This window comes from Serratia sp. CY83965 (genome assembly GCF_052166375.1).
Taxonomy (GTDB): domain Bacteria; phylum Pseudomonadota; class Gammaproteobacteria; order Enterobacterales; family Enterobacteriaceae; genus Serratia; species Serratia marcescens.
In genome coordinates this window covers 209,582-234,057 of sequence record NZ_JBJNOV010000003.1, presented here as the reverse complement: position 1 = coordinate 234,057, position 24,476 = coordinate 209,582, and the positions used below count along the sequence as shown (strand labels likewise).

The following is a 24,476-nucleotide window of genomic DNA, read 5'->3' as shown; positions in this document are numbered from 1 at the left end:
CCAGGCCCTTTTGTCTCAGTGCATTACGGTGTCGGCATGCCGACGCCCTCACCTTGCTTAAACGTTGTCGTCGTCCACCGGCTCAGCCGCGTCGTCGCCATCGTCCAGCGGCGTGGTGTCTTCTTCCACAGCTTCCGCGCCCGGTTCCAGGCTGTCCAGCTCTTCGTCTTCCACCGGTTCGGCCACCCGCTGCAGACCGACGACATTTTCGTCTTCCGCCGTGCGGATCAGCGTCACGCCCTGGGTGTTACGACCGACCACGCTGACTTCCGAAACGCGGGTACGCACCAGCGTGCCGGCATCGGTGATCATCATGATCTGGTCGCTGGTTTCCACCTGCACCGCGCCGACCACCTGGCCGTTACGCTCGCTCACCTTGATGGAGATAACCCCCTGGGTGGCGCGTGACTTGGTCGGGTACTCGGTGACTGCAGTACGTTTACCGAAGCCGTTTTGCGTGACGGTCAGGATGTCGCCCTCGCCGCGCGGCACGATCAGTGAGATCACGCTATCGCCTTCGCCGAGGTTGATGCCGCGCACGCCGGTCGCGGTACGGCCCATCGAACGCACCTGCGTTTCCGGGAAGCGCACGACTTTACCGTTAGCGGAGAACAGCATCACTTCGTTGCTGCCGTCGGTCAGATCGACGCCGATCAGTTCATCGCCCTCGTTGAGGTTGACGGCGATGATGCCGGCGCTGCGTGGGCGGCTGAACTCGGTCAGCGCGGTTTTCTTCACGGTACCGCTGGCGGTGGCCATGAACACGTGGCGCCCTTCTTCATACTCGCGCACCGGCAGAATGGCGGTGATACGCTCGTCGGCTTCCAGCGGCAGCAGGTTGACGATTGGGCGGCCGCGCGCGCCGCGGCTGGCTTCAGGCAGTTGGTACACCTTCATCCAGTACAGGCGGCCACGGCTGGAGAAGCACAGGATCGTATCGTGGGTGTTGGCCACCAGCAGGCGATCGATAAAGTCTTCTTCTTTAATACGCGCGGCGGACTTGCCTTTGCCGCCGCGGCGCTGCGCTTCATAGTCGGACAGCGGCTGATACTTCACATAGCCCTGGTGAGACAGGGTCACCACCACGTCTTCCTGGTTGATCAGGTCTTCGATGTTGATGTCGGAAGTATTGGCGGTGATCTCGGTGCGGCGGCCGTCGTTGTACAGCTCTTTGACCGCCACCAGCTCTTCGCGGATCACTTCCATCAGGCGCTCTGGGCTTTCCAGAATAAAAATCAGCTCGGCGATAAAGTTGAGCAGCTCTTTATATTCGTCCAGCAGCTTCTCGTGCTCCAGGCCGGTCAGTTTCTGCAGGCGCAGATCCAGAATCGCCTGAGCCTGCTGCTCGGTCAGGTAGTATTTGCCGTCGCGGATGCCGAACTCCGGCTCCAGCCACTCAGGGCGAGCGGCGTCGTCACCGGCGCGTTCCAGCATGGCGCTGACGTTGCCCAGATCCCAAGGCTGCGCCACCAGCGCGACTTTCGCTTCCGCCGGGGTCGGCGCACGGCGAATCAGCTCGATGATCGGGTCGATGTTGGCCAACGCGATAGCCAGCGCTTCCAGAATATGGGCGCGGTCGCGGGCCTTGCGCAGTTCGAAGATGGTGCGGCGGGTGACCACTTCGCGGCGGTGGCGCACGAAGGCTTCGAGGATGTCTTTCAGGTTCAGCAGTTTAGGCTGCCCCTGATGCAGCGCGACCATGTTGATGCCGAAGGTGACCTGCAGTTGCGTCAGCGCATACAGGTTGTTCAGCACCACTTCGCCGACCGCGTCACGTTTGACTTCGATCACGATGCGCATGCCGTCTTTATCGGACTCGTCGCGCAGTGCGCTGATGCCTTCCACGCGTTTTTCTTTCACCAGCTCGGCGATCTTCTCGATCAGACGCGCCTTGTTCACCTGATACGGGATCTCGTGAACGATGATGGTTTCGCGCCCGGTCTTGGCGTCGGCTTCCACTTCCGCGCGCGCGCGCAGGTAGACTTTGCCGCGCCCGGTGCGGTAGGCCTCTTCAATGCCGCGGCGACCGTTGATGATCGCCGCCGTCGGGAAGTCCGGCCCCGGGATGTGTTCCATCAGCCCTTCGATGCTGATGTTTTCATCGTCGATATAGGCCAGGCAGCCGTTGACGACTTCCGCCAGGTTGTGCGGCGGAATATTGGTAGCCATGCCCACGGCGATGCCCGACGAGCCGTTGACCAGCAGGTTCGGGATCTTGGTCGGCATGACGGCCGGGATCTGCTCGGTGCCATCATAGTTAGGCACGAAGTCGACGGTTTCTTTTTCCAGATCCGCCAACAGTTCGTGAGCAATCTTGGACATGCGCACTTCGGTATAACGCATCGCCGCCGCGGAGTCGCCGTCGACGGAGCCGAAGTTACCCTGACCGTCCACCAGCATGTAGCGCAGTGAAAACGGCTGAGCCATACGCACGATAGTGTCGTAAACCGCGCTGTCACCGTGCGGGTGATATTTACCGATCACGTCCCCGACGACACGGGCCGATTTCTTGTATGGTTTATTCCAGTCGTTACCCAATACGCTCATCGCGTACAGAACGCGGCGGTGAACCGGCTTCAGTCCATCACGAACATCTGGCAGGGCACGTCCGACAATAACGGACATCGCATAGTCCAGATACGAGTTTTTCAACTCGTCTTCGATGTTTACCGGTGTGATTTCTCTGGCAAGGTCGCTCATGGAGCTGCTATCCCTCTACTAATGATTCATCTGCCCGCTGCCATAGTGGCAAAGGTGTAAAACTATATCACAAAGCACGCTTTACGGGAAAATAACCGCCGCTGTTTCACGGAAATTGTGCAGATAAGTGCGCTAAAAACGCATCGGCACAGACGATGCCGCGCCGGAACATGTATAATCCGCGCAACGAGAACAAGGAGCCAGACAAGCCCATGAACGCAGAATCATCCAGCCGAGTGCAAAACGTTGACCACCAGGAAATCGCCAAGTTCGAGGCCGTCGCCTCCCGCTGGTGGGATCTGGAAGGCGAGTTCAAACCGCTGCACCGCATCAACCCGCTGCGCCTGAACTACATCATGCAGCGCGCCGGCGGCATTTTTGACAAGCAGGTGCTCGACGTGGGCTGCGGCGGCGGCATTCTGGCGGAGAGCATGGCGCGCGAAGGCGCCAAGGTAACCGGGCTGGACATGGGCGCGGAGCCGCTGCAGGTCGCCCGGCTGCACGCCCTGGAAAGCGGCATGGACGTCACCTATGTGCAAGAGACAGTGGAAAGCCACTCTCAGGCCAACCCGCAGCGCTACGACGTGGTCACCTGCATGGAGATGCTGGAGCACGTGCCGGATCCGGCCTCGGTGGTACGCGCCTGCGCCCAACTGGTGAAACCGGGCGGCCACGTGTTCTTCTCCACCATCAACCGCAACACCAAAGCCTGGCTGATGGCGGTGATCGGCGCGGAGTACGTGCTGAAGATGGTGCCGCAGGGCACCCACGATCATAAGAAGTTCATTCGCCCTTCCGAACTGATCGGCTGGGTCGACGGCACGCCGCTGCGCGAAAAACACATGATCGGCCTGCATTACAACCCGATCACCGATCATTTCAAGCTTGGGCGCAACGTTGACGTGAACTACATCGTGCACACCCAGCACGAAGGTTAAACGCGGTAAACCGCGCCGGCCCTGCATTACCGGGGGGCGGCGCCATTGACGTATTCGGAAAAATACCTAATTTTCGCGACTTCGATCAAAATAGCGGTTGTAAACAGTTTTTTAGAATATTAAATCAGATCAATATGCCGTTTTTTTCTAACGTTTAATAAAGCGCCAAACGATCGGTTTTTTCAGTTTTTAAGGAAAATCTGATCTCGCTTATTGACAAGCTTGTCGCGCCAGTCACGGCGCGCACTGCGAAAGGCAAGTGACATTTCACCCCCAAGTTATCCACAAATTAGGCGGGTTTTGTTCACTTGCAAACGCCGTTTTTTCTCACTATCTTGTTACCTCACCGACATACAACCCCTATATATAGTGTTTACATACTGAGCAGAGCGACTACACTTCTGCTTAGGGGCACCATACGGACAGGTAAAACACCACATGAACCAAAGTCTGCTTGTAACTAAACGCGATGGCCGTAAAGAGCGCATCAACCTCGACAAAATCCACCGGGTCATCGATTGGGCCGCAGAAGGATTACACAACGTCTCGGTTTCTCAAGTAGAGTTGCGTTCCCACATTCAGTTTTATGACGGCATCAAAACCGCCGATATTCACGAAACTATCATCAAAGCCGCTGCCGATCTGATCTCCCGCGATGCGCCGGACTATCAGTACCTGGCCGCTCGCCTGGCGATCTTCCACCTGCGCAAAAAGGCTTACGGCCAGTTCGAACCGCCGAAGCTGCACGCTCACGTGACGCGCATGGTCGAGATGGGCAAATACGATAAACATCTGCTGGAAGACTACAGCGCTGAAGAGTTCGAGCAGATGGACTCCTTTATCGATCACTGGCGCGACATGAACTTCTCTTATGCCGCCGTCAAGCAGCTGGAAGGCAAGTATCTGGTGCAGAACCGCGTCAGCGGCGAGATCTACGAAAGCGCCCAGTTCCTGTACATGCTGGTGTCCGCTTGCCTGTTCTCCAACTACCCGCGTGAAACTCGTCTGGACTACGTCAAACGTTTCTACGACGCGATTTCCACCTTCAAGATTTCGCTGCCAACGCCGATCATGTCCGGCGTGCGCACCCCAACCCGTCAGTTCAGCTCCTGCGTGCTGATCGAGTGCGGCGACAGCCTGGACTCCATCAACGCCACCTCCAGCGCCATTGTGAAATACGTTTCGCAACGCGCCGGCATCGGCATCAACGCCGGCCGCATTCGCGCGCTGGGCAGCCCGATCCGTGGCGGGGAAGCTTTCCATACCGGCTGCATTCCGTTCTACAAACACTTCCAGACCGCCGTCAAATCCTGCTCGCAGGGCGGCGTGCGCGGTGGCGCGGCAACGCTGTTCTACCCGATGTGGCACCTGGAAGTGGAAAGCCTGCTGGTGCTGAAAAACAACCGCGGCGTTGAAGGCAACCGCGTGCGCCACATGGACTACGGCGTGCAGCTGAACCGCCTGATGTACCAGCGTCTGATCAAGGGCGAAGACATCACCCTGTTCAGCCCGTCCGACGTGCCGGGGCTGTATGACGCATTCTTCGCCGATCAGGACGAATTCGAACGTCTGTACACCCAGTACGAAAAAGACGACAGCATTCGCCAGAAGCGCGTGAAAGCGGTTGAGCTGTTCTCGCTGATGATGCAAGAGCGCGCCTCTACCGGCCGCATCTACATCCAGAACGTCGACCACTGCAACACCCACAGCCCGTTCGATCCGCAGATCGCGCCGGTGCGTCAGTCCAACCTGTGCCTGGAAATCGCCCTGCCGACCAAGCCGCTGGAAGACGTCAACGACGAGAACGGCGAAATTGCGCTGTGCACCCTGTCCGCCTTCAACCTGGGCGCGATCGACAGCCTGGACGATCTGGAAGAGCTGGCGACCCTGGCGGTGCGTTCACTCGACGCCCTGCTGGATTATCAGGATTATCCGATCAAGGCCGCGCACCGTGGCGCGATGGGTCGTCGCACCCTGGGCATTGGCGTGATCAACTTCGCCTATTACCTGGCGAAAAACGGCGTGCGCTACTCCGACGGCAGCGCCAACAACCTGACCCACAAAACGTTCGAAGCCATTCAGTACTACCTGCTGAAAGCCTCCAACCGCCTGGCTCAGGAACAAGGCGCTTGCCCGTGGTTCAACGAAACCACCTATTCGCAGGGCATCCTGCCGATCGACACCTACAAGAAAGACCTGGATGCGATCTGCAACGAGCCGCTGCACTACGACTGGGAAACCCTGCGCAAAGAGATCCAGGAAACCGGTCTGCGCAACTCGACGCTGTCCGCCCTGATGCCGTCGGAAACCTCTTCGCAGATTTCCAACGCCACCAACGGCATCGAGCCGCCGCGCGGCCACATCAGCATCAAGGCGTCGAAAGACGGCATCCTGCGCCAGGTGGTGCCGGAGTATGAGCGTCTGAAAGACAACTACGAGCTGCTGTGGGAAATGCCGAGCAACGACGGCTATCTGCAGCTGGTGGGGCTGATGCAGAAATTCATCGACCAGTCGATTTCGGCCAACACCAACTACGATCCTACCCGCTTCCCGGGCGGCAAGGTGCCGATGAAGCAGCTGTTGAAAGACCTGCTCACCACCTACAAGTTCGGCGTGAAAACGCTGTACTACCAAAACACCCGCGACGGCGCGGAAGACGCCCAGGAAGATTTGCAGCCTGCCAAGGCCGGCGATGACGACTGCGAAAGCGGCGCCTGCAAGATCTAAAGTTTGACCTAGCGGGCCGGAGTTTTCCGGCCCCTTCATTTAGCCACGTTACGATGGATTCAGGCTTATGGCTTACACCACTTTTTCTCAGACCAAAAACGACCAGCTGCAAGAGCCGATGTTCTTCGGCCAGTCGGTAAACGTTGCGCGTTTCGACCAGCAAAAGCATGAAATCTTCGAAAAGCTGATCGAAAAACAGCTCTCCTTCTTCTGGCGCCCGGAAGAAGTTGACGTTTCCCGCGATCGCATCGATTATCAGGCGCTGCCGGAGCACGAGAAGCACATCTTCATCAGCAACCTGAAGTATCAGACGCTGCTGGACTCCATCCAGGGCCGCAGCCCGAACGTCGCCCTGCTGCCGCTGATCTCGATCCCTGAGCTGGAAACCTGGGTGGAAACCTGGTCGTTCTCCGAGACCATCCACTCCCGTTCCTACACCCACATCATCCGCAACATCGTCAACGATCCGGCGCTGGTGTTCGACGACATCGTCACCAACGAAGAGATCAAGAAGCGCGCGAAAGACATTTCCGGCTACTACGACGATCTGATCGAGATGACCAGCTACTATCACCTGCTGGGTGAAGGCACCCACCAGGTGAACGGTAAAACCGTCACCGTCAATCTGCGTGCGCTGAAGAAGCAGCTGTACCTGTGCCTGATGAGCGTGAACGCGCTGGAAGCGATCCGTTTCTACGTCAGCTTTGCCTGCTCCTTCGCGTTCGCCGAGCGCGAATTGATGGAAGGCAACGCCAAGATCATCAAGCTGATCGCTCGCGACGAAGCGCTGCACCTGACCGGCACCCAGCACATGCTGAACCTGATGCGTTCCGGCGCCGACGATCCTGAAATGGCGGAGATCGCCGAAGAGTGCCAGCAAGAGTGCTACGATCTGTTCGTGCTGGCCGCCCAGCAGGAGAAAGAGTGGGCGGAATACCTGTTCCGCGACGGCTCGATGATTGGCCTGAACAAAGACATCCTGTGCCAGTATGTGGAATACATCACCAATATCCGCATGCAGGCGGTCGGCCTCGGTCTGCCGTTCGAAACCCGCTCCAACCCGATCCCGTGGATCAACGCCTGGCTGGTGTCCGACAACGTGCAGGTAGCGCCGCAGGAAGTGGAAGTGAGCTCCTACCTGGTTGGCCAGATCGACTCGGAGATCAACGCCGACGACCTGAGCGACTTCGAACTGTAAGCGATGACGACGCCAACCGTGACGCTGCGCGCCGCCGGCACGCAGCTCTCTTGCCCTAACAGTGAAAACTGCCTGCTCGACGTGCTGGAACTGCACGACGTGCAGGTGGAGTACCAATGCCGCTCCGGCTATTGCGGCGCCTGCCGCCTGAAGCTGGTGAAAGGCGAAGTGGCCTACCGCCAACAGCCGCTGGCGTTTATCAACGCCGGCGAAATCCTGCCTTGCTGCTGCATGCCGCTGACGGATATCGAGCTGGAAATGTAAAGTCGGGTGCCGGAAACCGCGCCTGAAGACCAGAAGGCGGGGTTGCCCCCGCCCTAGGATTACCGCTTCACCTCACACGCCAACCTGATCAGGATAGTGATATTTTCCTGGTAGATTTTCAGCTCGCACAGCGAGTCTCTTATCATCCAGATAAATAACAAAACCGTAATACATACAACGGTTAGCGAGTGAAACACATGCCTTAAGCGCATGCTTGCCTCCTTGCTGTGAAGGGGCTACCATAGCGGTGTCTAGGCGTTAGGGCTGCCCCATTCTGATTGAGAGTCAGTCTGGGGCTTTCATCTATCCGCCTTGTCACACAATGCCCAAGACGAACAGTCTCAAGCACCCGTCAAGAGAGTAACAGCATTCCCTCACCGCGAATATCCCCTATAAGATTATGATTAATCAGGGATATATAACTATCCTCAAAGTATTTCGCTTAGTGCCCCTTTCCCGCCGATGTGTAAAAAAGCACCGCGTTGCGGGCGCGCGTACGGCATATCTCGCAGGGATGGGCACCCGCCTTGCAAACGGCGTTAGCGTTGGCGGATCCTCTGTCGCTCAGCGTGCGGACGGTGCAGGTTACGGCGGCGATGCCGGAATGGCACAGCGAACGCATCGCCTTTCTCGGCGACGCCGTGCACGCCATGAGCCCGGCGGGTGGGCTCGGCGCCAACACCGCGCTGGTAGACGCCGTCAGCCTGGCGGCGCATCTGGCGCACTCAGACAGCGCCGGGCAGGCACTCAGGAACTACGGTACAGAACTGCAAACGCGAGGCGCGGCCGCAATACGTCTTTCACGCCTGGCGTCCGAACGGCTGATGCAGCGCGATGAGGCCGACAAGACGGGAGACTCAGCAACGCCGATGCCCGTCACTCGATAATTTCCACCACTTCCAGCCAGGCGTTTTTACCGCACGCCTGGCTCCCATTCAGCCAGCGGCGCAGCATATCCAACGCCAGCATCGCCACCGACTCCTGACGCAACCGCAGACCGTGGCGCGACGCGCGATAACGCACGGTCTGGCCAATGCCGCCGCGCGGCGTGTGCAGCGCAATGCTCACCTGCTCATCGCGCATGGCGCTGACCGCCAACGCCAACGGCGCGCCGGTCAATTCCGCCAGCGAGCGGGCGCGCGTCAGCGTCGTTTCCAGCGTTTCGATGCAGTGTGCCGGCAGCAGCTCGCCACCCGCCAGCGGCGCCCCTTCGCTCTGCAGCTGCAGATTGATCAAACCGCCACTGAACTGCTCGCTCAACGCCAGCTTCAGCCCTTGCTGATTCAGGCGCTGCGTCAGCGTCGCCGGCAACCCGTCGGTGCCTTCAAAAATACAGTTGTCCCCCGCCACTTCGCGCACGCGTCGCCAGGCCAGCTCCATTTCCGCACGCCGGCTTTCCGGCCCGGTCAGCTTCAGTTCGATGATCGGGCTGGAGGAACGGTAACCCAACACCACATCCGGCGGCAGCGGCATGCCGTCCAGCTCGGCGGCCAGATCGCTCTCGGAGGTGCCGAAGGTCGTCAGGCGCAGGCACAGCGGCGGCGCCGGCAAGGTGAAGCGCTGGCGCAGACGCGGTACGATCTGCTGCTCGACCATCACTTTGAATTCCGACGGCACGCCGGGGGTGAAGAACATCAGGCATTGGTTCAGCTGCAATGCGAACCCGCAGGCGGTGCCCACCGGGTTATCCAGCATTTCCGCGTTGGCCGGGATCTGCGCCTGCTTGCGATTGGAAGGGGCCATCGGCCGCCCGCGCTCGGCGAAATAGGCTTCCATGCGCGCCAGCCAGTCAGCCCGTTCGACCAGCTCTACGCCGCTGGCTTTCGCGGCGGCCAGCGCGCTGAGATCGTCGCTGGTCGGCCCCAGGCCGCCGTTGACGATCAACACATCGGCGATATGGCTGCGTTCCTGCAGGATCTCGATCAACGCAGAGAGGCTGTCCCCGACCGTTTCACGCCCGCTCATCAGCACCCCCTGCTGGAACAGGTAGTCCGCCAGCCAGGCGGCGTTGGTATCAATAATTTGCCCGTGCAGCACCTCATCGCCGGTGCTGAGCATCTCCACCCTTAACATTGATCTCTCCCACATTTTTTGGTCATTCCACTATAGAAGCCCGTAAATAACTTTTCACTAGCCTCCTTCGGATAATTTCAGCCTTGGGTCCGTTTCTCATGTGCCATGCCGGCCGCCGCAATGTAAATATTTATTTACATCATGCGTAACGTCGGTTTGACACAAATTAGGGCTTCCACTATCCTGCCATCCTCATAAATCGTTACCTATAATTTTCAAAATCTTTCGGCTGGTAGAGAAAAAACGTGAAGAATCGCACTCTTGGCAGTGTTTTTATCGTGGCGGGCACCACCATTGGCGCCGGGATGCTGGCGATGCCGCTGGCGGCGGCCGGCGTCGGCTTCGGCGTCACGCTGGCCTTACTGGTCGGGCTGTGGCTGTTGATGTGTTACACCGCGCTGCTGCTGGTGGAGGTTTACCAGCATGAGCAGGCGGATACCGGTCTGGGCACGCTCGCCAAACGTTATCTCGGCGGCGGCGGCCAGTGGCTGACCAGCTTTAGCATGATGTTCCTGATGTACGCCCTCACCGCCGCCTATATCAGCGGCGCCGGCGAACTGCTCGCCACCAGCATCAGCCAATGGACATCGCAGGACTTCCCGGTGTCGCTCGGCGTCCTGCTGTTCACCCTGGTGGCCGGCGGCGTGGTGTGCATCGGCACCCACTCGGTCGACTTGTTCAACCGCATCCTGTTCAGCGCCAAAGTGGTATTTCTGGTGGTGATGCTCGGCCTGATGTTGCCAAATATCCACCAAACCAATCTGATGACATTGCCGCTGGAGCAAGGCCTGGCGCTGTCGGCCATTCCGGTGATCTTCACTTCTTTCGGCTTCCACGGCAGCGTGCCGAGCATTGTCAACTACATGGGCGGCAACATTCGCAAACTGCGCTGGGTATTTATCATCGGCAGCGCCATCCCGCTGATGGCCTATATCTTCTGGCAGCTGGCGACGCTGGGCAGCATCAGCTCCGACACCTTCGTCGGCATTCTGGCGCAGCAGGCCGGGCTGAACGGCCTGTTGCAGGCGGTGCGCGACGCGGTGGCTTCGCCGCACGTTGAACTGGCGGTGCACCTGTTCGCCGATCTGGCGCTGGCGACCTCGTTCCTCGGCGTGGCGCTCGGGCTGTTCGATTTCCTGGCCGACCTGTTCAAGCGGCAAGATAACGTGCGCGGCCGCCTGCAAACCGGCGCCATCACCTTCCTGCCGCCGCTGGCCTTCGCGCTGTTCTACCCGCGCGGCTTCGTGCTGGCGCTGGGATTCGCCGCCATCGCCTTGTCGGTGTTGGCGCTGCTGTTGCCTTCACTGCTGGTGTGGAAAACCCGCCAAAAGCATCAGGCGCAGTATCGCGTCTGGGGCGGTACGCCGGCGCTGGCGTTGGTGTTTGTCTGCGGGGTGACGGTGATCGCCATCCAACTGGGCATCGCCAGCGGCATGCTGCCGGCGGTCGGGTAAGCGACGAAAGACAAGAAATGATAAAGAGAAAGGGGCCGCAATGGCCCCTTTTTGCTGAGCCTCAGAAGCTCAGGCCCACGCCGACATAAGGGCCATCGGCCAGCGTATTGTCGCGACGCCCGTCTTTGCCTTCCATTTGCATGTAACGGTAGCCCACGTCCACGCTCAGCGGACGGAACTTCCAGCGCAGGCCGCCGCTGGCTTCGTTATAGGCCTTCACGCCGCTGGTGAAAGACTCAGGGGCAAAGTACCCTTCGCCGTGCAGGCTGAAGTAACGGTTAATTTCCCACTCCAGGCCGCCGCCCAGCGCCACCGCCCCGCCGCTCTTCCCGTCTTTCGGGCTGAGGTACAGCGCTTTGGCGCCCACGGTCGCCGTCAACGGCCCCAGCGGCACGCCGAAGTTCAACCCCACGCTGCCGACGTTGCCGTCGTGGTCGCTGCGCGCCCAGTTGCCGGTCAGGCCAAGACCTGAAGAGCCGGTGCTCATGCCGACGCCCAGGTTGGTGTAGTGTTGCCCGGCTTCGCCCGACACGCTGATGGCGTTCGCCGCGCCGGTCACCAACAGCAATCCTGCCGCGCACGCGACCCAAGTCTTTTTCATCATCTTTCCCTCTGGTTTGTCATCCGTACCGAATGATCGAATCAACGCATAATAATAACGTCACGAGTCTATACCAAAGCGCAATGAGTATTTAAGGGATAAAAGCGAAAAAATTCTTCAATAATCAAATAAATGTAAAAATTTGCAAACAAAAATCCATATTCGTCAAGGCGATGCCAACGATAACCGAGACCTATTTGCCGTCGCTCGGCAATAGGGCTACAACTAGTAGTGGCTTTGACCAAGGTCAGGGGAAGAAGCCCCGCCAAAGGACTATGCTGATGAACGCTTAAACCGCCCGAGTCTTTACTTAACTGCACTACGATAAGGAGCAAGTGATGAGCAAGAAAGGACTGACCACCGCAGCCGGCGCCCCGGTTGTCGATAACAATAACGTGATCACCGCGGGCAAACGCGGCCCGATGCTGTTGCAGGACGTGTGGTTCCTGGAAAAACTGGCCCACTTCGACCGTGAAGTCATCCCCGAGCGTCGCATGCACGCCAAGGGATCCGGCGCCTACGGCACCTTTACCGTCACCCACGACATCACCCGCTACACCCGCGCCAAGATCTTCTCCGAAATCGGTAAGCAGACCGACATGTTTATCCGCTTCTCCACCGTCGCCGGTGAACGCGGCGCCGCCGACGCCGAACGCGACATTCGCGGCTTCGCCATGAAGTTCTATACCGAAGAAGGCAACTGGGATCTGGTGGGTAACGATACGCCGGTGTTCTATCTGCGCGATCCGCTGAAATTCCCCGATCTCAACCACGTGGTGAAACGCGATCCGCATACCAACCTGCGCAATCCGGTCTACAAGTGGGACTTCTTCTCCCACCTGCCGGAATCACTGCACCAGCTGACCATCGACTTCAGCGATCGCGGCATTCCCAAGTCCTACCGCCACATGCACGGCTTCGGCAGCCACACCTTCAGCTTTATCAATGCCGCCAACGAACGTTTCTGGGTGAAATTCCACTTCCGCTGCGAACAGGGCATTGAAAACCTGATGGATGAAGAGGCGGAAGCGATCATCGCCAAGGATCGCGAAAGCTCACAGCGCGATTTGTTCGAGGCGATCAAACGCGGCGACTTCCCGCGCTGGAAGCTGCAAATTCAGATCATGCCGGAACACGAAGCCTCTCAGACGCCATATAACCCATTCGATCTGACCAAGGTATGGCCGCACGGCGACTACCCGCTGATCGACGTCGGTTATTTCGAGTTGAACCGCAATCCCGACAACTACTTCTCCGAAGTCGAACAGGTGGCGATGAACCCCGCCAACGTGGTGCCGGGCATCAGTTTCTCGCCGGATAAAATGCTGCAGGGCCGTCTGTTCTCCTATGGCGATGCGCACCGCTACCGCCTGGGCGTCAACCATCACCAGATCCCGGTGAACGGCGCCAAATGCCCGTTCCACAACTATCATCGCGACGGTGCGATGCGCGTGGACGGCAACAGCGGCAACGGCGCCACCTACGAACCGAACAGCTTCGGCCTGTTCCAGGAGCAGCCGGACTTCAGCGAGCCGCCGCTGAGCATTGAGGGCGCGGCCGATCACTGGAACCATCGTGAAGACGACGATTACTACAGCCAGCCGCGCGCGCTGTTCAACCTGCTGAGCGCCGAAGAGCACCAGCGCATGTTCACCCGCATCGCCGGCGAACTGTCGCAGGTGCCGGAACAGATCCAGCGCCGTCAGGTCGAGCTGTTCACCAAGGTGCACCCGGACTACGGCGCCGGCGTCGCCAAGGCGTTGGGGCTGAAATAACCCTCTGTTGCCATCCACTCAGCCGCCCTTTCGGGCGGCTTTTTTTATGCCGGACGCAGGCGCTCCGCCACCCACTGCTGCAACTGGCGGCGCGAAATCTTGATGCCGCCGTTTTTCAGCTCGTCAGGCAGCGGAAGCAATGCCGTCGGGCGTTGGAAATTGGCCAGCTGGTCCTGCGACCAGGCGAGCAGCGTCGCCAGCGACAGCGCCGGATCGCCGTCGATCACCGCCACCGGCCGCTGGCCGAATTCGGCGTCCGCCACCGGCACTACAAACGCCTGCGTGATCTGCGGATGCGCCGCCAGCACGCGTTCGATATCTTCCGGCTGCACCCCTTCGCCGCCGCTGAAAAACAGGTTGTCCAGCCGGCCGAGAATGCGCAGTTCCCCCTCGATCATCGCGCCGCGATCGCGGGTCGGGAACCAGCCCTGCTCATCGGCCAACGGCTGCAGATGGCCATGACGCCAGTAGCCAAGCGCCAGGCTGTCGGCGCGGATCCAGACCTCTTCATCCACCAATTTTACCTCGCGGCCGCCGAGCGGCAGGCCGACGCCCGGCCGCGCATCGGCGCGCTTGGCGCACACCGTGGAGGCCAGTTCGGTCAGTCCGTAGCCGCACCAGCAGCGGATCCCCGCCGCCTCCGCCCGTTCGGTCAGCTCCACCGGGATCATCGCGCCGCCGAGCAGCACCGCTTTCAACGTCATGCCCGTCAGGGGTTGCGCCAGCAGACGCCAGAGCTGCGTCGGCACCAGCGAAGCATGCGTGCATCCCGCCAATGCCTCCGCCAGCGGGTGCATCTCGCGCACTGCCAATCGGGCGCCCGCCGCCAACCAGCGCCAGACGATGCCCTGGCCGGAGACGTGAAACAGCGGCAGTGACAACAGCCAGCAATCCTCGCGTTGAAAATCCATCAACCGCAACACCCCGGCGGCGCTGGCCAGATGATTGGCGTAGCTGTGCGCCGCCGCCTTCGGCATGCCGCTGGAACCCGAGGTCAGCGTCAGCGTCGCCAGACGCTGCGCCTCCCACGTCGGCAGGTTCGGCCAACGCGGCTCGGTCGAGGGCGGCGTCAACCGAATCACCTCTTCCGGCAGCGCCGGCAACGGATCCGGGCCGAAAGCGAAGGCTATATCCAATTCCGGCAACAGCTGCGCCAACAGCGGCGTCGGCAAGGCGGGATTGAGCGGCAACAGGCGCGCGCCGCATTGCAGCAGCGCCAGATAGGCCAACAGCAACGGATAGCTGTTTTTGCCGCACAGCGCCACGCCGCAGCCCGGTTCTACGCCCTGGTGCTGAAAGTCCGCCGCCAGTTCATCCACCTGGCTTTGCAACGCCAGCCAGCTCAGCGGCCGTTCGCCGAGCAACAGCGCCGTCGCCTGCGGCTGAAGGCGCGCCCAGTGCCGCCACGGCCAATCGCTTAACCGCGCCATAGACACTCCAGCGCCGAGACATCCAGCAGCGGCAACGCGCTGCCCGGCCACGGGCGCAGCACCTGCGCCTGCATCAACCCCAGCGTGTCCAGGCCCGGCACGGTGTCCGGCGTCAGCCAATGGGCGATGCGCGCCAGCTGGGTCAACCCCAGGCTGGACTCGATGCTGGCGCTGATCACCGCCGTCAGCCCCGCCGCGTGCGCCTGCGCCACCAGCGCCTGGCAGCGCGTCAGACTGCCGACCAACGTCGGCTTGATCACAATGGCCGCCACGCCCGGCTCGGCCTGCACCACAAAGTCCGCCTCGCGCACGCTCTCATCCCAGGCGATGGCGATGCCGGTCGCCCGGGCGAAATCGCGCGATTCATCACGGGTCTTGCAGGGCTCTTCCAAAAAGGCGATGCGATCGCGCCACGCCGGGTTGACGTATTTGGCGAAGCCGTCGGCTTTGGCGCGGGTCCAACTGCGGTTGGCATCCAGCCGCAGCCGCAGATCCGGCAGCGCCTCCAGCAGCACGTTGACGATCATGCCGTCGCGCACCGCCTCATACAGCCCTACTTTCACCTTGGCGACTTTCTCGCCCGGCAAAGCGCTCAATGTCTCGAACAGCTCGTCCGGATCGCCGGTACACAGCGGCGCCTTGCGAAAATCCGCCTGCATCGGCAAGCGCTGCTCCAGCTCGGCCTGTGCACAGCTGAGCCCAAAGGCCACCGAGGGCAGCGCGCTGTCATCCGGTTCGTTGCCCGCCAACCAGGCCTGCAGCCAGCCCAACGCGGCCTGTTCGGCCTGCGCCAACGTTTCCCGACTGAATTCCGGCAGCGGCGCGATCTCGCCCCACCCCTCACGCTCGCCCTGGCACAGTTGCACCACCCATCCGTCACGCGTTTTCAACCGCTGATTGCGCAGCACCACGCCCGCCTCCATCGGCAGGCTGTAACGGTATAGCGCCGCGCTGCGGTTTGCTCCGCTCATTACGGGTTACGCTTGAATTTGCTGAAGTCCGGTTGGCGCTTCTCGTTGAACGCGTTGCGCCCTTCCTGCCCTTCGTCGGTCATGTAGAACAACATGGTGGCGTTGCCCGCCAGCTCCTGCAAACCGGCCTGGCCGTCGCAGTCGGCATTCAGCGCCGCCTTCAGGCAGCGCAGCGCCATCGGGCTGTTCTGCAGCATTTCGCGGCACCAGCGCACCGTCTCTTTTTCCAGATCGGCCAGCGGCACCACGGTATTGACCAGGCCCATGTCCAGCGCGGCGGCGGCGTCGTACTGACGGCACAGGAACCAGATTTCGCGCGCCTTCTTCTGGCCGACGATGCGCGCCATGTAAGACGCCCCCCAGCCGCCGTCAAACGAGCCCACTTTCGGGCCGGTCTGGCCGAAGATGGCGTTATCCGCCGCGATGGTCAGATCGCACATCATGTGCAGCACGTGGCCGCCGCCGATCGAATAGCCGGCCACCATCGCCACCACCGGTTTCGGGCAGGTGCGGATCTGGCGCTGAAAGTCCAGCACGTTGAGGTGATGTACGCCGCTGTCGTCGCGATAGCCGCCGTAGTCGCCGCGCACTTTCTGGTCGCCGCCGGAGCAGAAGGCCCTATCGCCGGCGCCGGTCAGAATAATGACGCCGATGCCGTCGTCGTAACGGGCGTTGGCCAGCGCGTCGATCATCTCTTTGACCGTTTGCGGACGAAACGCGTTGCGCACCTGCGGCCGGTTGATGGTGATTTTGGCGATGCCGTCGGCGGACTTGTGATACAGAATGTCTTCGAAATCGCCGGTGCAATCCTGCCAGGCGATGGCGGCATACAGGTGTTCTTCATTCGGATAAAGCATGTTCGGTTCCTTTAACCAGGGTTAACGAGAAAGGTCTGCAGCTCGGCGACGAAATCCTGCGGATTGGCCAGATGCGCGTTGTGGCCGGCCTGCGGCACGATGCGCAACGGCAACCCGGCGTCGCGCGCCAGCCGTTGAAATTTGGGGTCGTTCTCACCGCACAGCACCCGCAGCGGCACGGTCAGTTGGCGCAGCTGCGGCGCCAGATAGGGCTGCCGCCCGAGCGACGTGGCTTCGAGCATGTCGGCAATCGCCGGGCCGCTGTTGACCGAACGCGCGGCGATCAACGCCTGACGGTGCACATGGCTAAGCTCTTTGAACACCGGCTGCTGATACCAGTCCGCCAGCACCTCGGCGATCGGCTCACTGCGAAAACGCGCCGCCCACAGAGCATCCTGCTCGCAGCGATGGCGGCGCTGTTGTTCGTCCTCCAGCCCCGGATTGCCGCCCTCGACGATCACGCCTTGCAGGCCGGCATGGCGGCCGTGGCAAGCGTGATACATGGCGATGCGCCCGCCGAGCGAATAGCCCACCAGCCAATAACGTTCAATATTGCGCAGCTGCAGCGTAGCGGCGATTTGCGCGCTGATGTCGTCGAAGCCGCGGCAGGTCACCGCCACGGAATCGCCGTGGCCGGGCAGATCGATGGCCAGCGACGGCCATTCCGGGCAGCGCGCGGCGATCACCCGCCATTCGTTGTTGTTGCCGAGCAGGCCGTGCAGCCACACCAGCCACGGGCGGCCCGCTTCGCCCTGTTGCAAAATTCGCGTCGCCAGCATCATGGCACCGCCATCTGTTGCACCAGGTATTGCAGGCTTTCGGCCCCTGCGCTCGGTGGCACCTGCAGTTCTATCAGCGTGGCGCCGCCGCGCCGCCAGCCTTGCTCAACCGCCTGTTGCAGCTGGCTCCAGTTTTCCGGCCGCGCGTAGTCAAGCTGGAACATCGCCGCCGCGTGGCTGAACTCGACGTTCTGCGGCATGCAGTAAAAGCGTTGGCGCTCCTCGTCCGGCGTCGGCAACAGCGAGAAAATTTGGCCGCCGTTGTTATTGACGACGATCAGCACCGTCGGCGCCGAACCGTGGCGCAACAACGCCAGCGCATTGAGGTCATACAACGCGGAAAGGTCGCCCACCACCGCCAACGTCGGCCTCGCGGTGGCGCGCTGTACGCCGGCGGCGGTGGAAATCAGACCATCGATGCCACTGGCGCCGCGGTTGCTGAATACCGGGTAAGCGGCAGGCAGCGTCGTTAACGCGTCGATCAGTCGCACCACCAGGCTGTTGCCGAGAAACAGCTGGCCGTTCTCCGGCAGCAGCTCCGGCAGGCGGTGCGCCAGCTGCGCTTCGCCAAAGTTATCGTGCAGATGCGTGGACGCCGCCGTCAGCGCCTTATCCGCCAAGGCCGCCAGCCCGGCGGCCCACGGCGCGCGCGGTTGCGCCGGATGCTGCGCCAACCACTGCGCCACCCCGGCGCGCAAGCGCCGCCCCCGGTGCTGGGCCGGATCGAGCCGCCCCGGCAGCTCGTCGATAACCCAATACTCTTCCGGCCGGCACTGCGTCTGCCACTGCAGCAGGCGTTTGCCGGTCAAGCTGCCGCCGAACTGCACCACCAGCTGCGCGTCTTGCAACAGGCGCTGCGCCTGCGGATGCGCGAGCCATAAATCGGCGCAGGGCAGCGGTTGCCCGGTCTGCGACAGCACATCGCCGATCAGCGGCCAGCCCAGCGTCTCGGCCCAGTCGGCCAGCCGCGCGCCCTCTTCCGCGCTCATGCGGCCGGCCAGCACCACGCCGCGTTTTTGCCGCCAGAAGAACCAGTCCGGCTGCGGCGACGGCGCCGCACGCGTCTCGCTTTCCTGCAGCCACGGACGATCGCCCTGCCACCAGTCGCCCAGCGCGGCGGACCAATCGGCATACTGACGCTCATCGCCGCCGTACAGCGGTTCGGCGAACGGGCAGTTGATATGCAAAGCGCCATGCTGCAGGCGCGCCATCGCGCTGTCGACGCTGGAGGCCAGCCACGCGGCCGGAATATCCGGCGTCGGACGCGGCAGATCGATCGCCAACGTCGGGTGACTGCTGTAGAGACCGTTTTGACGGATCGCCTGATTGGCGCCGCAGTCGATCAGTTCCGGCGGCCGATCGGCGGTGAGAAACACCAGCCGTTCACCGGTCAGGCCGGCTTCGATCAACGCGGGATAAAGGTTCGCCGCCGCGGTGCCGGACGTGACGATCACCGCCACCGGCTCATGCGCCGCCTTCGCCAGACCGAGCGCCAAATGGCCGAGCCCGCGCTCATCAAAATGGGTATGGCAGATAAACGATCGGTTGGCCGCAGCGGCCAGCGTCAGCGGCGTGGAGCGCGATCCCGGAGCGATACAAACATGCCGCACCCCATGGCGGGCCAGCGCCTCGAGCAGCACAGCCGCCCACCGGCGATTAAAAACACTTGTCGACATAGTTCGCTCACAAGTCAGTTAGCAGAGATCGTCTCCGGCGCAGCCGACGGACGCCGCGCCTGTAGTTACGCTCTGTATTATATGAGGTGTTATTTTCACGGCTTTTGCGCCAGCGCAAAAACGCCGTATATCCCTGAGTGTTTACACCAGATAATTATTTGATTTAGAACAAAAAATAAACAATTAAAACACAAATACTTTACACTTGCGGCGACGCCGGCTCAATCCGTCCATACAAAAACAAGGGAAATAGAGGCGCTCCAACGGCGGCTAGCGGGAAGTATAGGCGGGATAAGGGCAAGCGATCGGGGAAACGGCGGGATGAACGACACAGTCTGCAGAAAAGCACGAGGCGGCCTGCGCCGCCCCGATGACATGATTTATTTGCGGGCCAGCAGCAGCCCCAACACCAGCCCGACGGTGGCGCCGATGCCCACGCCGTGCCAGGGTTTGTCCCGCACGTAGTCGTCGGTGCGGTGCACCGCTTCTTTGGCGCGCGCATAGTAGGATTCGCCCGTGTTCGCCCAGCGCGCCTTGACCTCACTCAGCGCCTGCTCGGCGTGCGACTTGATGTCGATATAGGCCTGATCCGCACGATCGCCGGTGTATTGCAGCACTTCTTCCAGCGTCTCGGTCAGCATTCTCAGATCGTCATCCAGCGTAGTTTGCTCAGCATCCGTATGTCTTGCCATCGTGAGATCTCCGTGGTTGAAAAATTAAGCGTTCCTACACTATAGACAAGGATCACCGCCTGCGGCCATCGGACTTTTACCCTAAAACACCAATTGCACCTTGGCGGCCTGGCGTTTATCGCCGGCAAACGTCAGCGCCTGCGCCAACTGCCCGCTGGCGAATTCCGCCGACAGCAACGGCAGCGGATCGATCACGCCGTCGGCCAGCCAGGCCACCGCCAACGCGAACTCCGCCACGAAGCGGAACGATCCAAGCAGATTCAGTTCCTTGGCAATCAACAACATCAGCGGAAAATCGGGGAAGCTGCCGCCCATGCCCACCTGCACCACAGTGCCTTTGGCGCGGGTGAGCTCCAGGCAGCGCTGCAGCGACAGCGGATGTCCCGCCACTTCGAAGGCGACGTCGAAATAGCCCTTGTCCTGCTGATAGTCGCTAAAATCGTCGTCCGCAGCATGCAGGCACCGATTCGCCCCCATTTGCCTCGCGATCGCCAGGCAGCGCGGACTGAGATCGGCGCAGACAATCTCGGCGGCGCCCAGCGCTTTCAGCGCCGCCACCAGCAGACAGCCGATCGGGCCAACGCCGGACACGAAAATCTTTTTCCCCGTCACATCGCCGGGCTGCTTCGCCGCGTGGACAGCCACCGCCAGCGGTTCGGCGAACACCATCACCCTGTCGTCGCGATCGGCGGCGTAAGGAATGCACTGCGCGCTATCCACCACTTTGTATTGGGTAAAAGCGCCGTCGACGTGCGGAAAATACATCGCGCTGCCGAAAAAACGCATCTCGACGCATTGATTGCTTTGCTGCGCCAGACAGTATTTGCACTGCCCACAGGGTTTGCTGGGATTGAGCGCCACCTTCTGCCCGACCGGCAGCTGCGGCGAATCGCTGGCGACCACCTCACCGATCACCTCATGGCCCAGCACCATCGGCTGACGCACCTGAAAATTGCCGACCTTGCCTTCCTGGAAGTAATGCAGATCCGAGCCGCAGATGCCGCCGCGGCTGATTTTCACCAGCGTTCCCTGCCCCCGATAATCCACTTCTTGCGCGATCACCGCCACGTCTCGCTTGCCGTTGACCACGCAGGACTGGGTTTGAATTTTCATCTCCAGACTCCACGGAAAAAGGTTACACCGCCGCCGACATGCCGCCATCGACAAACAGCAGTTGCCCGTTGACGAAGGCGGAGGCGTCGGCGGCCAGGAACACCGCCGCACCGATCAGCTCCTGCGGATCGCCCCAGCGCGCGGCGGGCGTGCGTTGGGTCAGCCAGGCGGTGAAGGCCGGATCGTCGGCCAGCGCCTGCGTCATCTCGGTTTTGAAGTAGCCGGGGGCGATGCCGTTGACCTGAATATTGTAGCGCGCCAGCTCCACGCACATGCCGCGCGTGAGCATTTTCACCGCCCCTTTGGACGCCGCATAAGGGGTGATGGTGTCGCGGCCCAGCTCACTTTGCATCGAGCCGATGTTGACTATCTTGCCGCGCCGGCGCGGCACCATGTAACGCGCCACGGTCTGTGACACGATGAAGACCGCCTTCTGGTTGACGGCGATGATGTCGTCCCAGTCTTGCTCCGGAAACTCGGTGAACGGGTGGCGGCGCTGGATGCCGGCGTTGTTGATCAAAACGTCTATCGCGCCGATGTCCGCTTCGATACGGTCGATGGCGGCATGCACCGCCTGAGAGTCGGTGACGTCGAACGCCGCCGCCTCGGCGCGCAGCCCCTCTTCGCGCAAACGATCGGCGGCGTGCCGGGCATGTTCTTCGGTGGTGGCGTTGATCAGAATATGCGCGCCTTGCTGCGCCAGGCCGCGTGCCAGCAGAAAACCGATGCCGCGCGAGGCGCCGGTGATCAAGACGGTCTTGTTATCCAGTGAAAACAGATTGTTCATGGTGATTCCCGGCCATCAGGCCTCCAATCGGACAGGCCTCTATCTCAGCCGATTGTTACCGGTAAAAACGTGATGGAAATCACTGAAAATCATGTTACGAAACCCTGTTACCCTTAACGTGATCTCACGCAGGCAGCAAGAGGGGAAAGATCATCTATCCGATTGAAAAATGGCTATTTCCAATAGAAGTGCATTCATTTTTATCGCCAAATCGATGGGTTAAAATACCGCTATCCCCCTTGCCGCGCCGCCTGTGAAGGCCACCGAATGAAACACCTCCGCGTTACGCGACAGGACATCACACAATGGGCCGGCGTAACCCAAACGCCGGGTGACCAAACGCTGGTGGTGAACTGCCGTCTCTCACTCGGCGGCACCGTTTGAGCCGACATTCGGGCCAACCGGCGGCGTAGCGCGGGCTTTTTCGCTGCGCGCCGCCCACCACAGACCGCTGTTTTTCATCGCATAGCCGAATAGCAGCCCCACCAGCAGGGAAAGCGTCACCAGCGGCCAATCGCCGCCGCCGGCGAAGGTCGCGCAGGCACCGATAAAGGTGCCGGGCACGAACCCCAACCACTGCTGTTTGGCCTGAATGCACATCAGGAACGCCACGACGCCGGTCAGCAGATACCCCAGCAGATTCCACTGCGGGGCCAGTTCGCTGCCGCGGATGATCGCCATTGCCCAGAAGACGCCGCTGCAGCAGGTCAACGCGCTAATCAACAGCCCTTTCAGCCCGCCCTGCGGGCAGGCGAAATACGCCGTGCAGCCCAGAAAACCGGCCCAACCGATCAGCCCCAGGCTGACGGCAACCCAGCCCCAAACGCCGGAGAGGATCCCGGTAGTAACGGCAATGGCGAAAAGAACGTTCATAAAGTGACCCGCGGCAAAAATAAAGCGCGCAGTTTAACCGAAGCGAGTGATTTTTTCGTGACTAAAATCACGAAAAAAATGCAAATAAGGAAATGTAAATATCAAAAAATCAATGTGTATCACAAAAAAAGCCAGCGTGACGAGCACGCTGGAATAACACAACACCAGGGAAATCACGATCTCAAATGAAATGCCTACATGCGACGCCTGTCGCCTCCCTCCCGAACGCCGGTTTCAGCGTGGGAAGCCCGCACGCGTTACCATGACGCTCAACGTCAAACAAATCACGGCGCTGCTCAGGAATAACAAGTGGGTCGCCAAATGCAAATCGGCGTGGTCGATCACAACGCCCAACAGGATCGGCACCCAGTTAGCAATATAAGCGATCACGTAGAACAGGGAGATCAAACGCGCATGGCTGGCTTTCGGTGAAATCAGATTCACCAGCGTGGCGCTGCCGACGAAGATCGCGCCATAGGCGTAACCGGCGATCACCATGCCTGCGGCGGCCAGCGCCAGCGAATGGATCTGAATCGCCACGGCGAACACCCCGACCGACAAAGCCTGAGCCAGGCAACCGAACAACAGCGAATGGCGGGCGTTGATGCGACGACTCAAAATCTGGCTGATGCCGGCAATCACCAGATAGACGGCGACCACATAGCCAAAGACGCCACGGCTCTGCATATCCAACAGCTTTTCGGCGACGCTCGGCCCTATCGCCAGAATGCTGGCGGCAACCGCCCAACAAATGAACAATGCCCCGGCGCACAGGAAGAATTTGCCGCCGGTCGCGCGCAGGCCATCCGCCAGAGAGCTCTTCGCCACCGGCGCGTTATCCGCCGCTGCGCTATCGGCCTGCGCCGCCACCGCCTCTCGCGGCCAACGCAGCATCACGCCCAGTGCGGCGACGGCGGCGATGGCCATGATGATGATGAACGGCAATGACGTGGTATGAAAACCGGTTTGCAGGGCGACGCCGCTAAAGATCGGGCCCAGGGCCAATCCGGTGGTAAAGGACAGCGTCGCGATCAACGCCGCATTTTTTCCGCCGTCCTGCGGCCCGAAACGCACCAACGCGATATTCGCCGCACCGGTCAGGGCGCCGGTGCCGACGCCGGCCAGCAGCCGTGCCATAAACATCATGAAGAACGATGACGCCACCGAAAACAGCAGCGCGCCAAGCAACACCACCAACAGCGCCGGCACGATCATGCTGCGCAGGTCTTTTACTTTCCCCGCCATATTGCCTACGCCGAACAGCGAAATCAGCACGCCGGCGGCATAAGCGCCGTAGATGATCGTCAGGCTGACCGAGCTCAACGCCAGCTCATGTTGATAAAGCGGATAAAGCGGCGTCGGCGCGCTGCTGTTCAACAGCGCTGACATCAATGCCAACGCCAGAAACAGCAAGATAGCGAAATGCGATGTACCCGCCTTCGCTTTAGCCGTTTCTTCAACGGCGATACTTTCTGACATGTTCAACTCCCGAATCGATCAGGCATTCGCCCTAAATAAATGCGCCTTCCCGTAGGCCACGCGGCTTAAGGAAGCGCGCTTATCATAGC

Annotated in this window: 21 protein-coding genes; 7 read left to right on the top strand and 14 right to left on the bottom strand. The window is 60.8% G+C overall.

Going from position 1 to position 24,476, the window contains the following annotated elements; translation table 11 throughout:
* Positions 1-57: 57 nt before the first annotated feature.
* Positions 58-2,700: a DNA topoisomerase (ATP-hydrolyzing) subunit A gene (gene gyrA / locus ACJ8PL_RS09015; RefSeq protein WP_028127742.1), complete on the bottom strand. Its 2,643-nt coding sequence runs from the start codon at positions 2,698-2,700 to the stop codon at positions 58-60.
* Positions 2,701-2,912: 212 nt separating this feature from the next.
* Between gyrA and ubiG the strand changes: the two genes are divergently transcribed.
* From ubiG to yfaE, 4 genes are all read left to right on the top strand, one after another.
* Positions 2,913-3,638, top strand: a complete 726-nt coding sequence (gene ubiG / locus ACJ8PL_RS09010; RefSeq protein ID WP_442531080.1) for a bifunctional 2-polyprenyl-6-hydroxyphenol methylase/3-demethylubiquinol 3-O-methyltransferase UbiG — start codon at positions 2,913-2,915, stop codon at positions 3,636-3,638.
* Positions 3,639-4,076: 438 nt separating this feature from the next.
* Complete coding sequence (nrdA, locus tag ACJ8PL_RS09005; protein WP_016926928.1) at positions 4,077-6,365, top strand: class 1a ribonucleoside-diphosphate reductase subunit alpha; 2,289 nt, start codon at positions 4,077-4,079, stop codon at positions 6,363-6,365.
* Positions 6,366-6,432: 67 nt separating this feature from the next.
* Positions 6,433-7,563: a class Ia ribonucleoside-diphosphate reductase subunit beta gene (gene nrdB, locus ACJ8PL_RS09000; RefSeq protein ID WP_004935915.1), complete on the top strand. Its 1,131-nt coding sequence runs from the start codon at positions 6,433-6,435 to the stop codon at positions 7,561-7,563.
* A 3-nt stretch (positions 7,564-7,566) separates the two neighbouring features.
* Complete coding sequence (gene yfaE, locus ACJ8PL_RS08995) at positions 7,567-7,827, top strand: class I ribonucleotide reductase maintenance protein YfaE (RefSeq protein WP_016926927.1); 261 nt, start codon at positions 7,567-7,569, stop codon at positions 7,825-7,827.
* A gap of 59 nt (positions 7,828-7,886) precedes the next feature.
* On the opposite strand, the gene ACJ8PL_RS08990 is transcribed toward yfaE, so the two are convergent.
* Positions 7,887-8,039, bottom strand: coding sequence for a Hok/Gef family protein (locus ACJ8PL_RS08990; protein WP_004935921.1), 153 nt, complete (start codon positions 8,037-8,039; stop codon positions 7,887-7,889).
* A gap of 270 nt (positions 8,040-8,309) precedes the next feature.
* On the opposite strand from ACJ8PL_RS08990, the gene ACJ8PL_RS08985 reads away from it, so the two are divergent.
* Positions 8,310-8,714, top strand: a complete 405-nt coding sequence (locus ACJ8PL_RS08985; RefSeq protein WP_442531078.1) for an FAD-dependent oxidoreductase — start codon at positions 8,310-8,312, stop codon at positions 8,712-8,714.
* Here the strand turns inward: ACJ8PL_RS08985 and ACJ8PL_RS08980 are convergent.
* Positions 8,704-9,900 (bottom strand): nicotinamide mononucleotide deamidase-related protein YfaY, encoded by a 1,197-nt coding sequence (locus ACJ8PL_RS08980; protein WP_442531077.1) that lies wholly within the window; start codon positions 9,898-9,900, stop codon positions 8,704-8,706. The two genes, ACJ8PL_RS08985 and ACJ8PL_RS08980, sit on opposite strands and share 11 nt — an antisense overlap.
* A gap of 245 nt (positions 9,901-10,145) precedes the next feature.
* Between ACJ8PL_RS08980 and tyrP the strand changes: the two genes are divergently transcribed.
* Positions 10,146-11,354, top strand: coding sequence for a tyrosine transporter TyrP (tyrP, locus tag ACJ8PL_RS08975; RefSeq protein ID WP_015378562.1), 1,209 nt, complete (start codon positions 10,146-10,148; stop codon positions 11,352-11,354).
* Positions 11,355-11,415: 61 nt separating this feature from the next.
* Here tyrP and ACJ8PL_RS08970 read toward each other — a convergent pair whose 3' ends face one another.
* Positions 11,416-11,955: a YfaZ family outer membrane protein gene (locus ACJ8PL_RS08970; RefSeq protein ID WP_004935943.1), complete on the bottom strand. Its 540-nt coding sequence runs from the start codon at positions 11,953-11,955 to the stop codon at positions 11,416-11,418.
* A gap of 338 nt (positions 11,956-12,293) precedes the next feature.
* Here ACJ8PL_RS08970 and katA point away from each other — a divergent pair, with 338 nt between their 5' ends.
* Positions 12,294-13,730, top strand: coding sequence for a catalase KatA (gene katA, locus ACJ8PL_RS08965; RefSeq protein ID WP_015378563.1), 1,437 nt, complete (start codon positions 12,294-12,296; stop codon positions 13,728-13,730).
* Between the two features lie 44 nt (positions 13,731-13,774).
* On the opposite strand, the gene menE is transcribed toward katA, so the two are convergent.
* The 10 genes from menE to ACJ8PL_RS08915 form a co-directional block, all read right to left on the bottom strand.
* Positions 13,775-15,160 (bottom strand): o-succinylbenzoate--CoA ligase, encoded by a 1,386-nt coding sequence (gene menE, locus ACJ8PL_RS08960; protein ID WP_305177877.1) that lies wholly within the window; start codon positions 15,158-15,160, stop codon positions 13,775-13,777.
* Complete coding sequence (gene menC, locus ACJ8PL_RS08955; protein ID WP_016926921.1) at positions 15,148-16,131, bottom strand: o-succinylbenzoate synthase; 984 nt, start codon at positions 16,129-16,131, stop codon at positions 15,148-15,150. Before menC ends, menE begins: the two co-directional genes overlap by 13 nt.
* Entirely contained in the window at positions 16,131-16,988 is an 858-nt protein-coding gene (gene menB / locus ACJ8PL_RS08950; RefSeq protein ID WP_016926920.1) for a 1,4-dihydroxy-2-naphthoyl-CoA synthase, read from the bottom strand. The genes menC and menB overlap by 1 nt, the downstream gene beginning before the upstream one ends.
* An 11-nt stretch (positions 16,989-16,999) precedes the next feature.
* Positions 17,000-17,770, bottom strand: a complete 771-nt coding sequence (gene menH / locus ACJ8PL_RS08945) for a 2-succinyl-6-hydroxy-2,4-cyclohexadiene-1-carboxylate synthase (protein ID WP_033639795.1) — start codon at positions 17,768-17,770, stop codon at positions 17,000-17,002.
* A complete protein-coding gene (gene menD / locus ACJ8PL_RS08940; protein WP_442531075.1) occupies positions 17,767-19,443 on the bottom strand; it encodes a 2-succinyl-5-enolpyruvyl-6-hydroxy-3-cyclohexene-1-carboxylic-acid synthase in 1,677 nt (558 codons plus the stop codon). The genes menH and menD overlap by 4 nt, the downstream gene beginning before the upstream one ends.
* Positions 19,444-19,823: 380 nt before the next feature.
* A complete protein-coding gene (elaB, locus tag ACJ8PL_RS08935) occupies positions 19,824-20,135 on the bottom strand; it encodes a stress response protein ElaB (RefSeq protein WP_028127745.1) in 312 nt (103 codons plus the stop codon).
* A gap of 81 nt (positions 20,136-20,216) precedes the next feature.
* Positions 20,217-21,248 (bottom strand): L-idonate 5-dehydrogenase, encoded by a 1,032-nt coding sequence (idnD, locus tag ACJ8PL_RS08930; RefSeq protein WP_033639792.1) that lies wholly within the window; start codon positions 21,246-21,248, stop codon positions 20,217-20,219.
* A gap of 22 nt (positions 21,249-21,270) precedes the next feature.
* The gene (idnO, locus tag ACJ8PL_RS08925; RefSeq protein WP_016926915.1) at positions 21,271-22,035 is read right to left on the bottom strand and encodes a gluconate 5-dehydrogenase; all 765 of its coding nucleotides are present in this window, start codon (positions 22,033-22,035) and stop codon (positions 21,271-21,273) included.
* A 363-nt stretch (positions 22,036-22,398) separates the two neighbouring features.
* On the bottom strand, positions 22,399-22,908 hold the full coding sequence (locus tag ACJ8PL_RS08920; protein ID WP_016926914.1) for a DUF1097 domain-containing protein: 510 nt from the start codon (positions 22,906-22,908) through the stop codon (positions 22,399-22,401).
* Positions 22,909-23,142: 234 nt separating this feature from the next.
* Entirely contained in the window at positions 23,143-24,387 is a 1,245-nt protein-coding gene (locus ACJ8PL_RS08915; RefSeq protein WP_016926913.1) for an MFS transporter, read from the bottom strand.
* Between the last annotated feature and the right edge of the window lie 89 nt (positions 24,388-24,476).

Coding starts and splice junctions, on each gene's coding strand:
- gyrA (WP_028127742.1), bottom strand. CDS start 2,700: ATGAGCGACCTTGCCAGAGAAATCACACCGGTAAACATCGAAGACGAG.
- ubiG (WP_442531080.1), top strand. CDS start 2,913: ATGAACGCAGAATCATCCAGCCGAGTGCAAAACGTTGACCACCAGGAA.
- nrdA (WP_016926928.1), top strand. CDS start 4,077: ATGAACCAAAGTCTGCTTGTAACTAAACGCGATGGCCGTAAAGAGCGC.
- nrdB (WP_004935915.1), top strand. CDS start 6,433: ATGGCTTACACCACTTTTTCTCAGACCAAAAACGACCAGCTGCAAGAG.
- yfaE (WP_016926927.1), top strand. CDS start 7,567: ATGACGACGCCAACCGTGACGCTGCGCGCCGCCGGCACGCAGCTCTCT.
- ACJ8PL_RS08990 (WP_004935921.1), bottom strand. CDS start 8,039: ATGCGCTTAAGGCATGTGTTTCACTCGCTAACCGTTGTATGTATTACG.
- ACJ8PL_RS08980 (WP_442531077.1), bottom strand. CDS start 9,900: ATGTTAAGGGTGGAGATGCTCAGCACCGGCGATGAGGTGCTGCACGGG.
- ACJ8PL_RS08970 (WP_004935943.1), bottom strand. CDS start 11,955: ATGAAAAAGACTTGGGTCGCGTGCGCGGCAGGATTGCTGTTGGTGACC.
- katA (WP_015378563.1), top strand. CDS start 12,294: ATGAGCAAGAAAGGACTGACCACCGCAGCCGGCGCCCCGGTTGTCGAT.
- menE (WP_305177877.1), bottom strand. CDS start 15,160: ATGGCGCGGTTAAGCGATTGGCCGTGGCGGCACTGGGCGCGCCTTCAG.
- menC (WP_016926921.1), bottom strand. CDS start 16,131: ATGAGCGGAGCAAACCGCAGCGCGGCGCTATACCGTTACAGCCTGCCG.
- menB (WP_016926920.1), bottom strand. CDS start 16,988: ATGCTTTATCCGAATGAAGAACACCTGTATGCCGCCATCGCCTGGCAG.
- menH (WP_033639795.1), bottom strand. CDS start 17,770: ATGATGCTGGCGACGCGAATTTTGCAACAGGGCGAAGCGGGCCGCCCG.
- menD (WP_442531075.1), bottom strand. CDS start 19,443: ATGTCGACAAGTGTTTTTAATCGCCGGTGGGCGGCTGTGCTGCTCGAG.
- elaB (WP_028127745.1), bottom strand. CDS start 20,135: ATGGCAAGACATACGGATGCTGAGCAAACTACGCTGGATGACGATCTG.
- idnD (WP_033639792.1), bottom strand. CDS start 21,248: ATGAAAATTCAAACCCAGTCCTGCGTGGTCAACGGCAAGCGAGACGTG.
- idnO (WP_016926915.1), bottom strand. CDS start 22,035: ATGAACAATCTGTTTTCACTGGATAACAAGACCGTCTTGATCACCGGC.
- ACJ8PL_RS08920 (WP_016926914.1), bottom strand. CDS start 22,908: ATGAACGTTCTTTTCGCCATTGCCGTTACTACCGGGATCCTCTCCGGC.
- ACJ8PL_RS08915 (WP_016926913.1), bottom strand. CDS start 24,387: ATGTCAGAAAGTATCGCCGTTGAAGAAACGGCTAAAGCGAAGGCGGGT.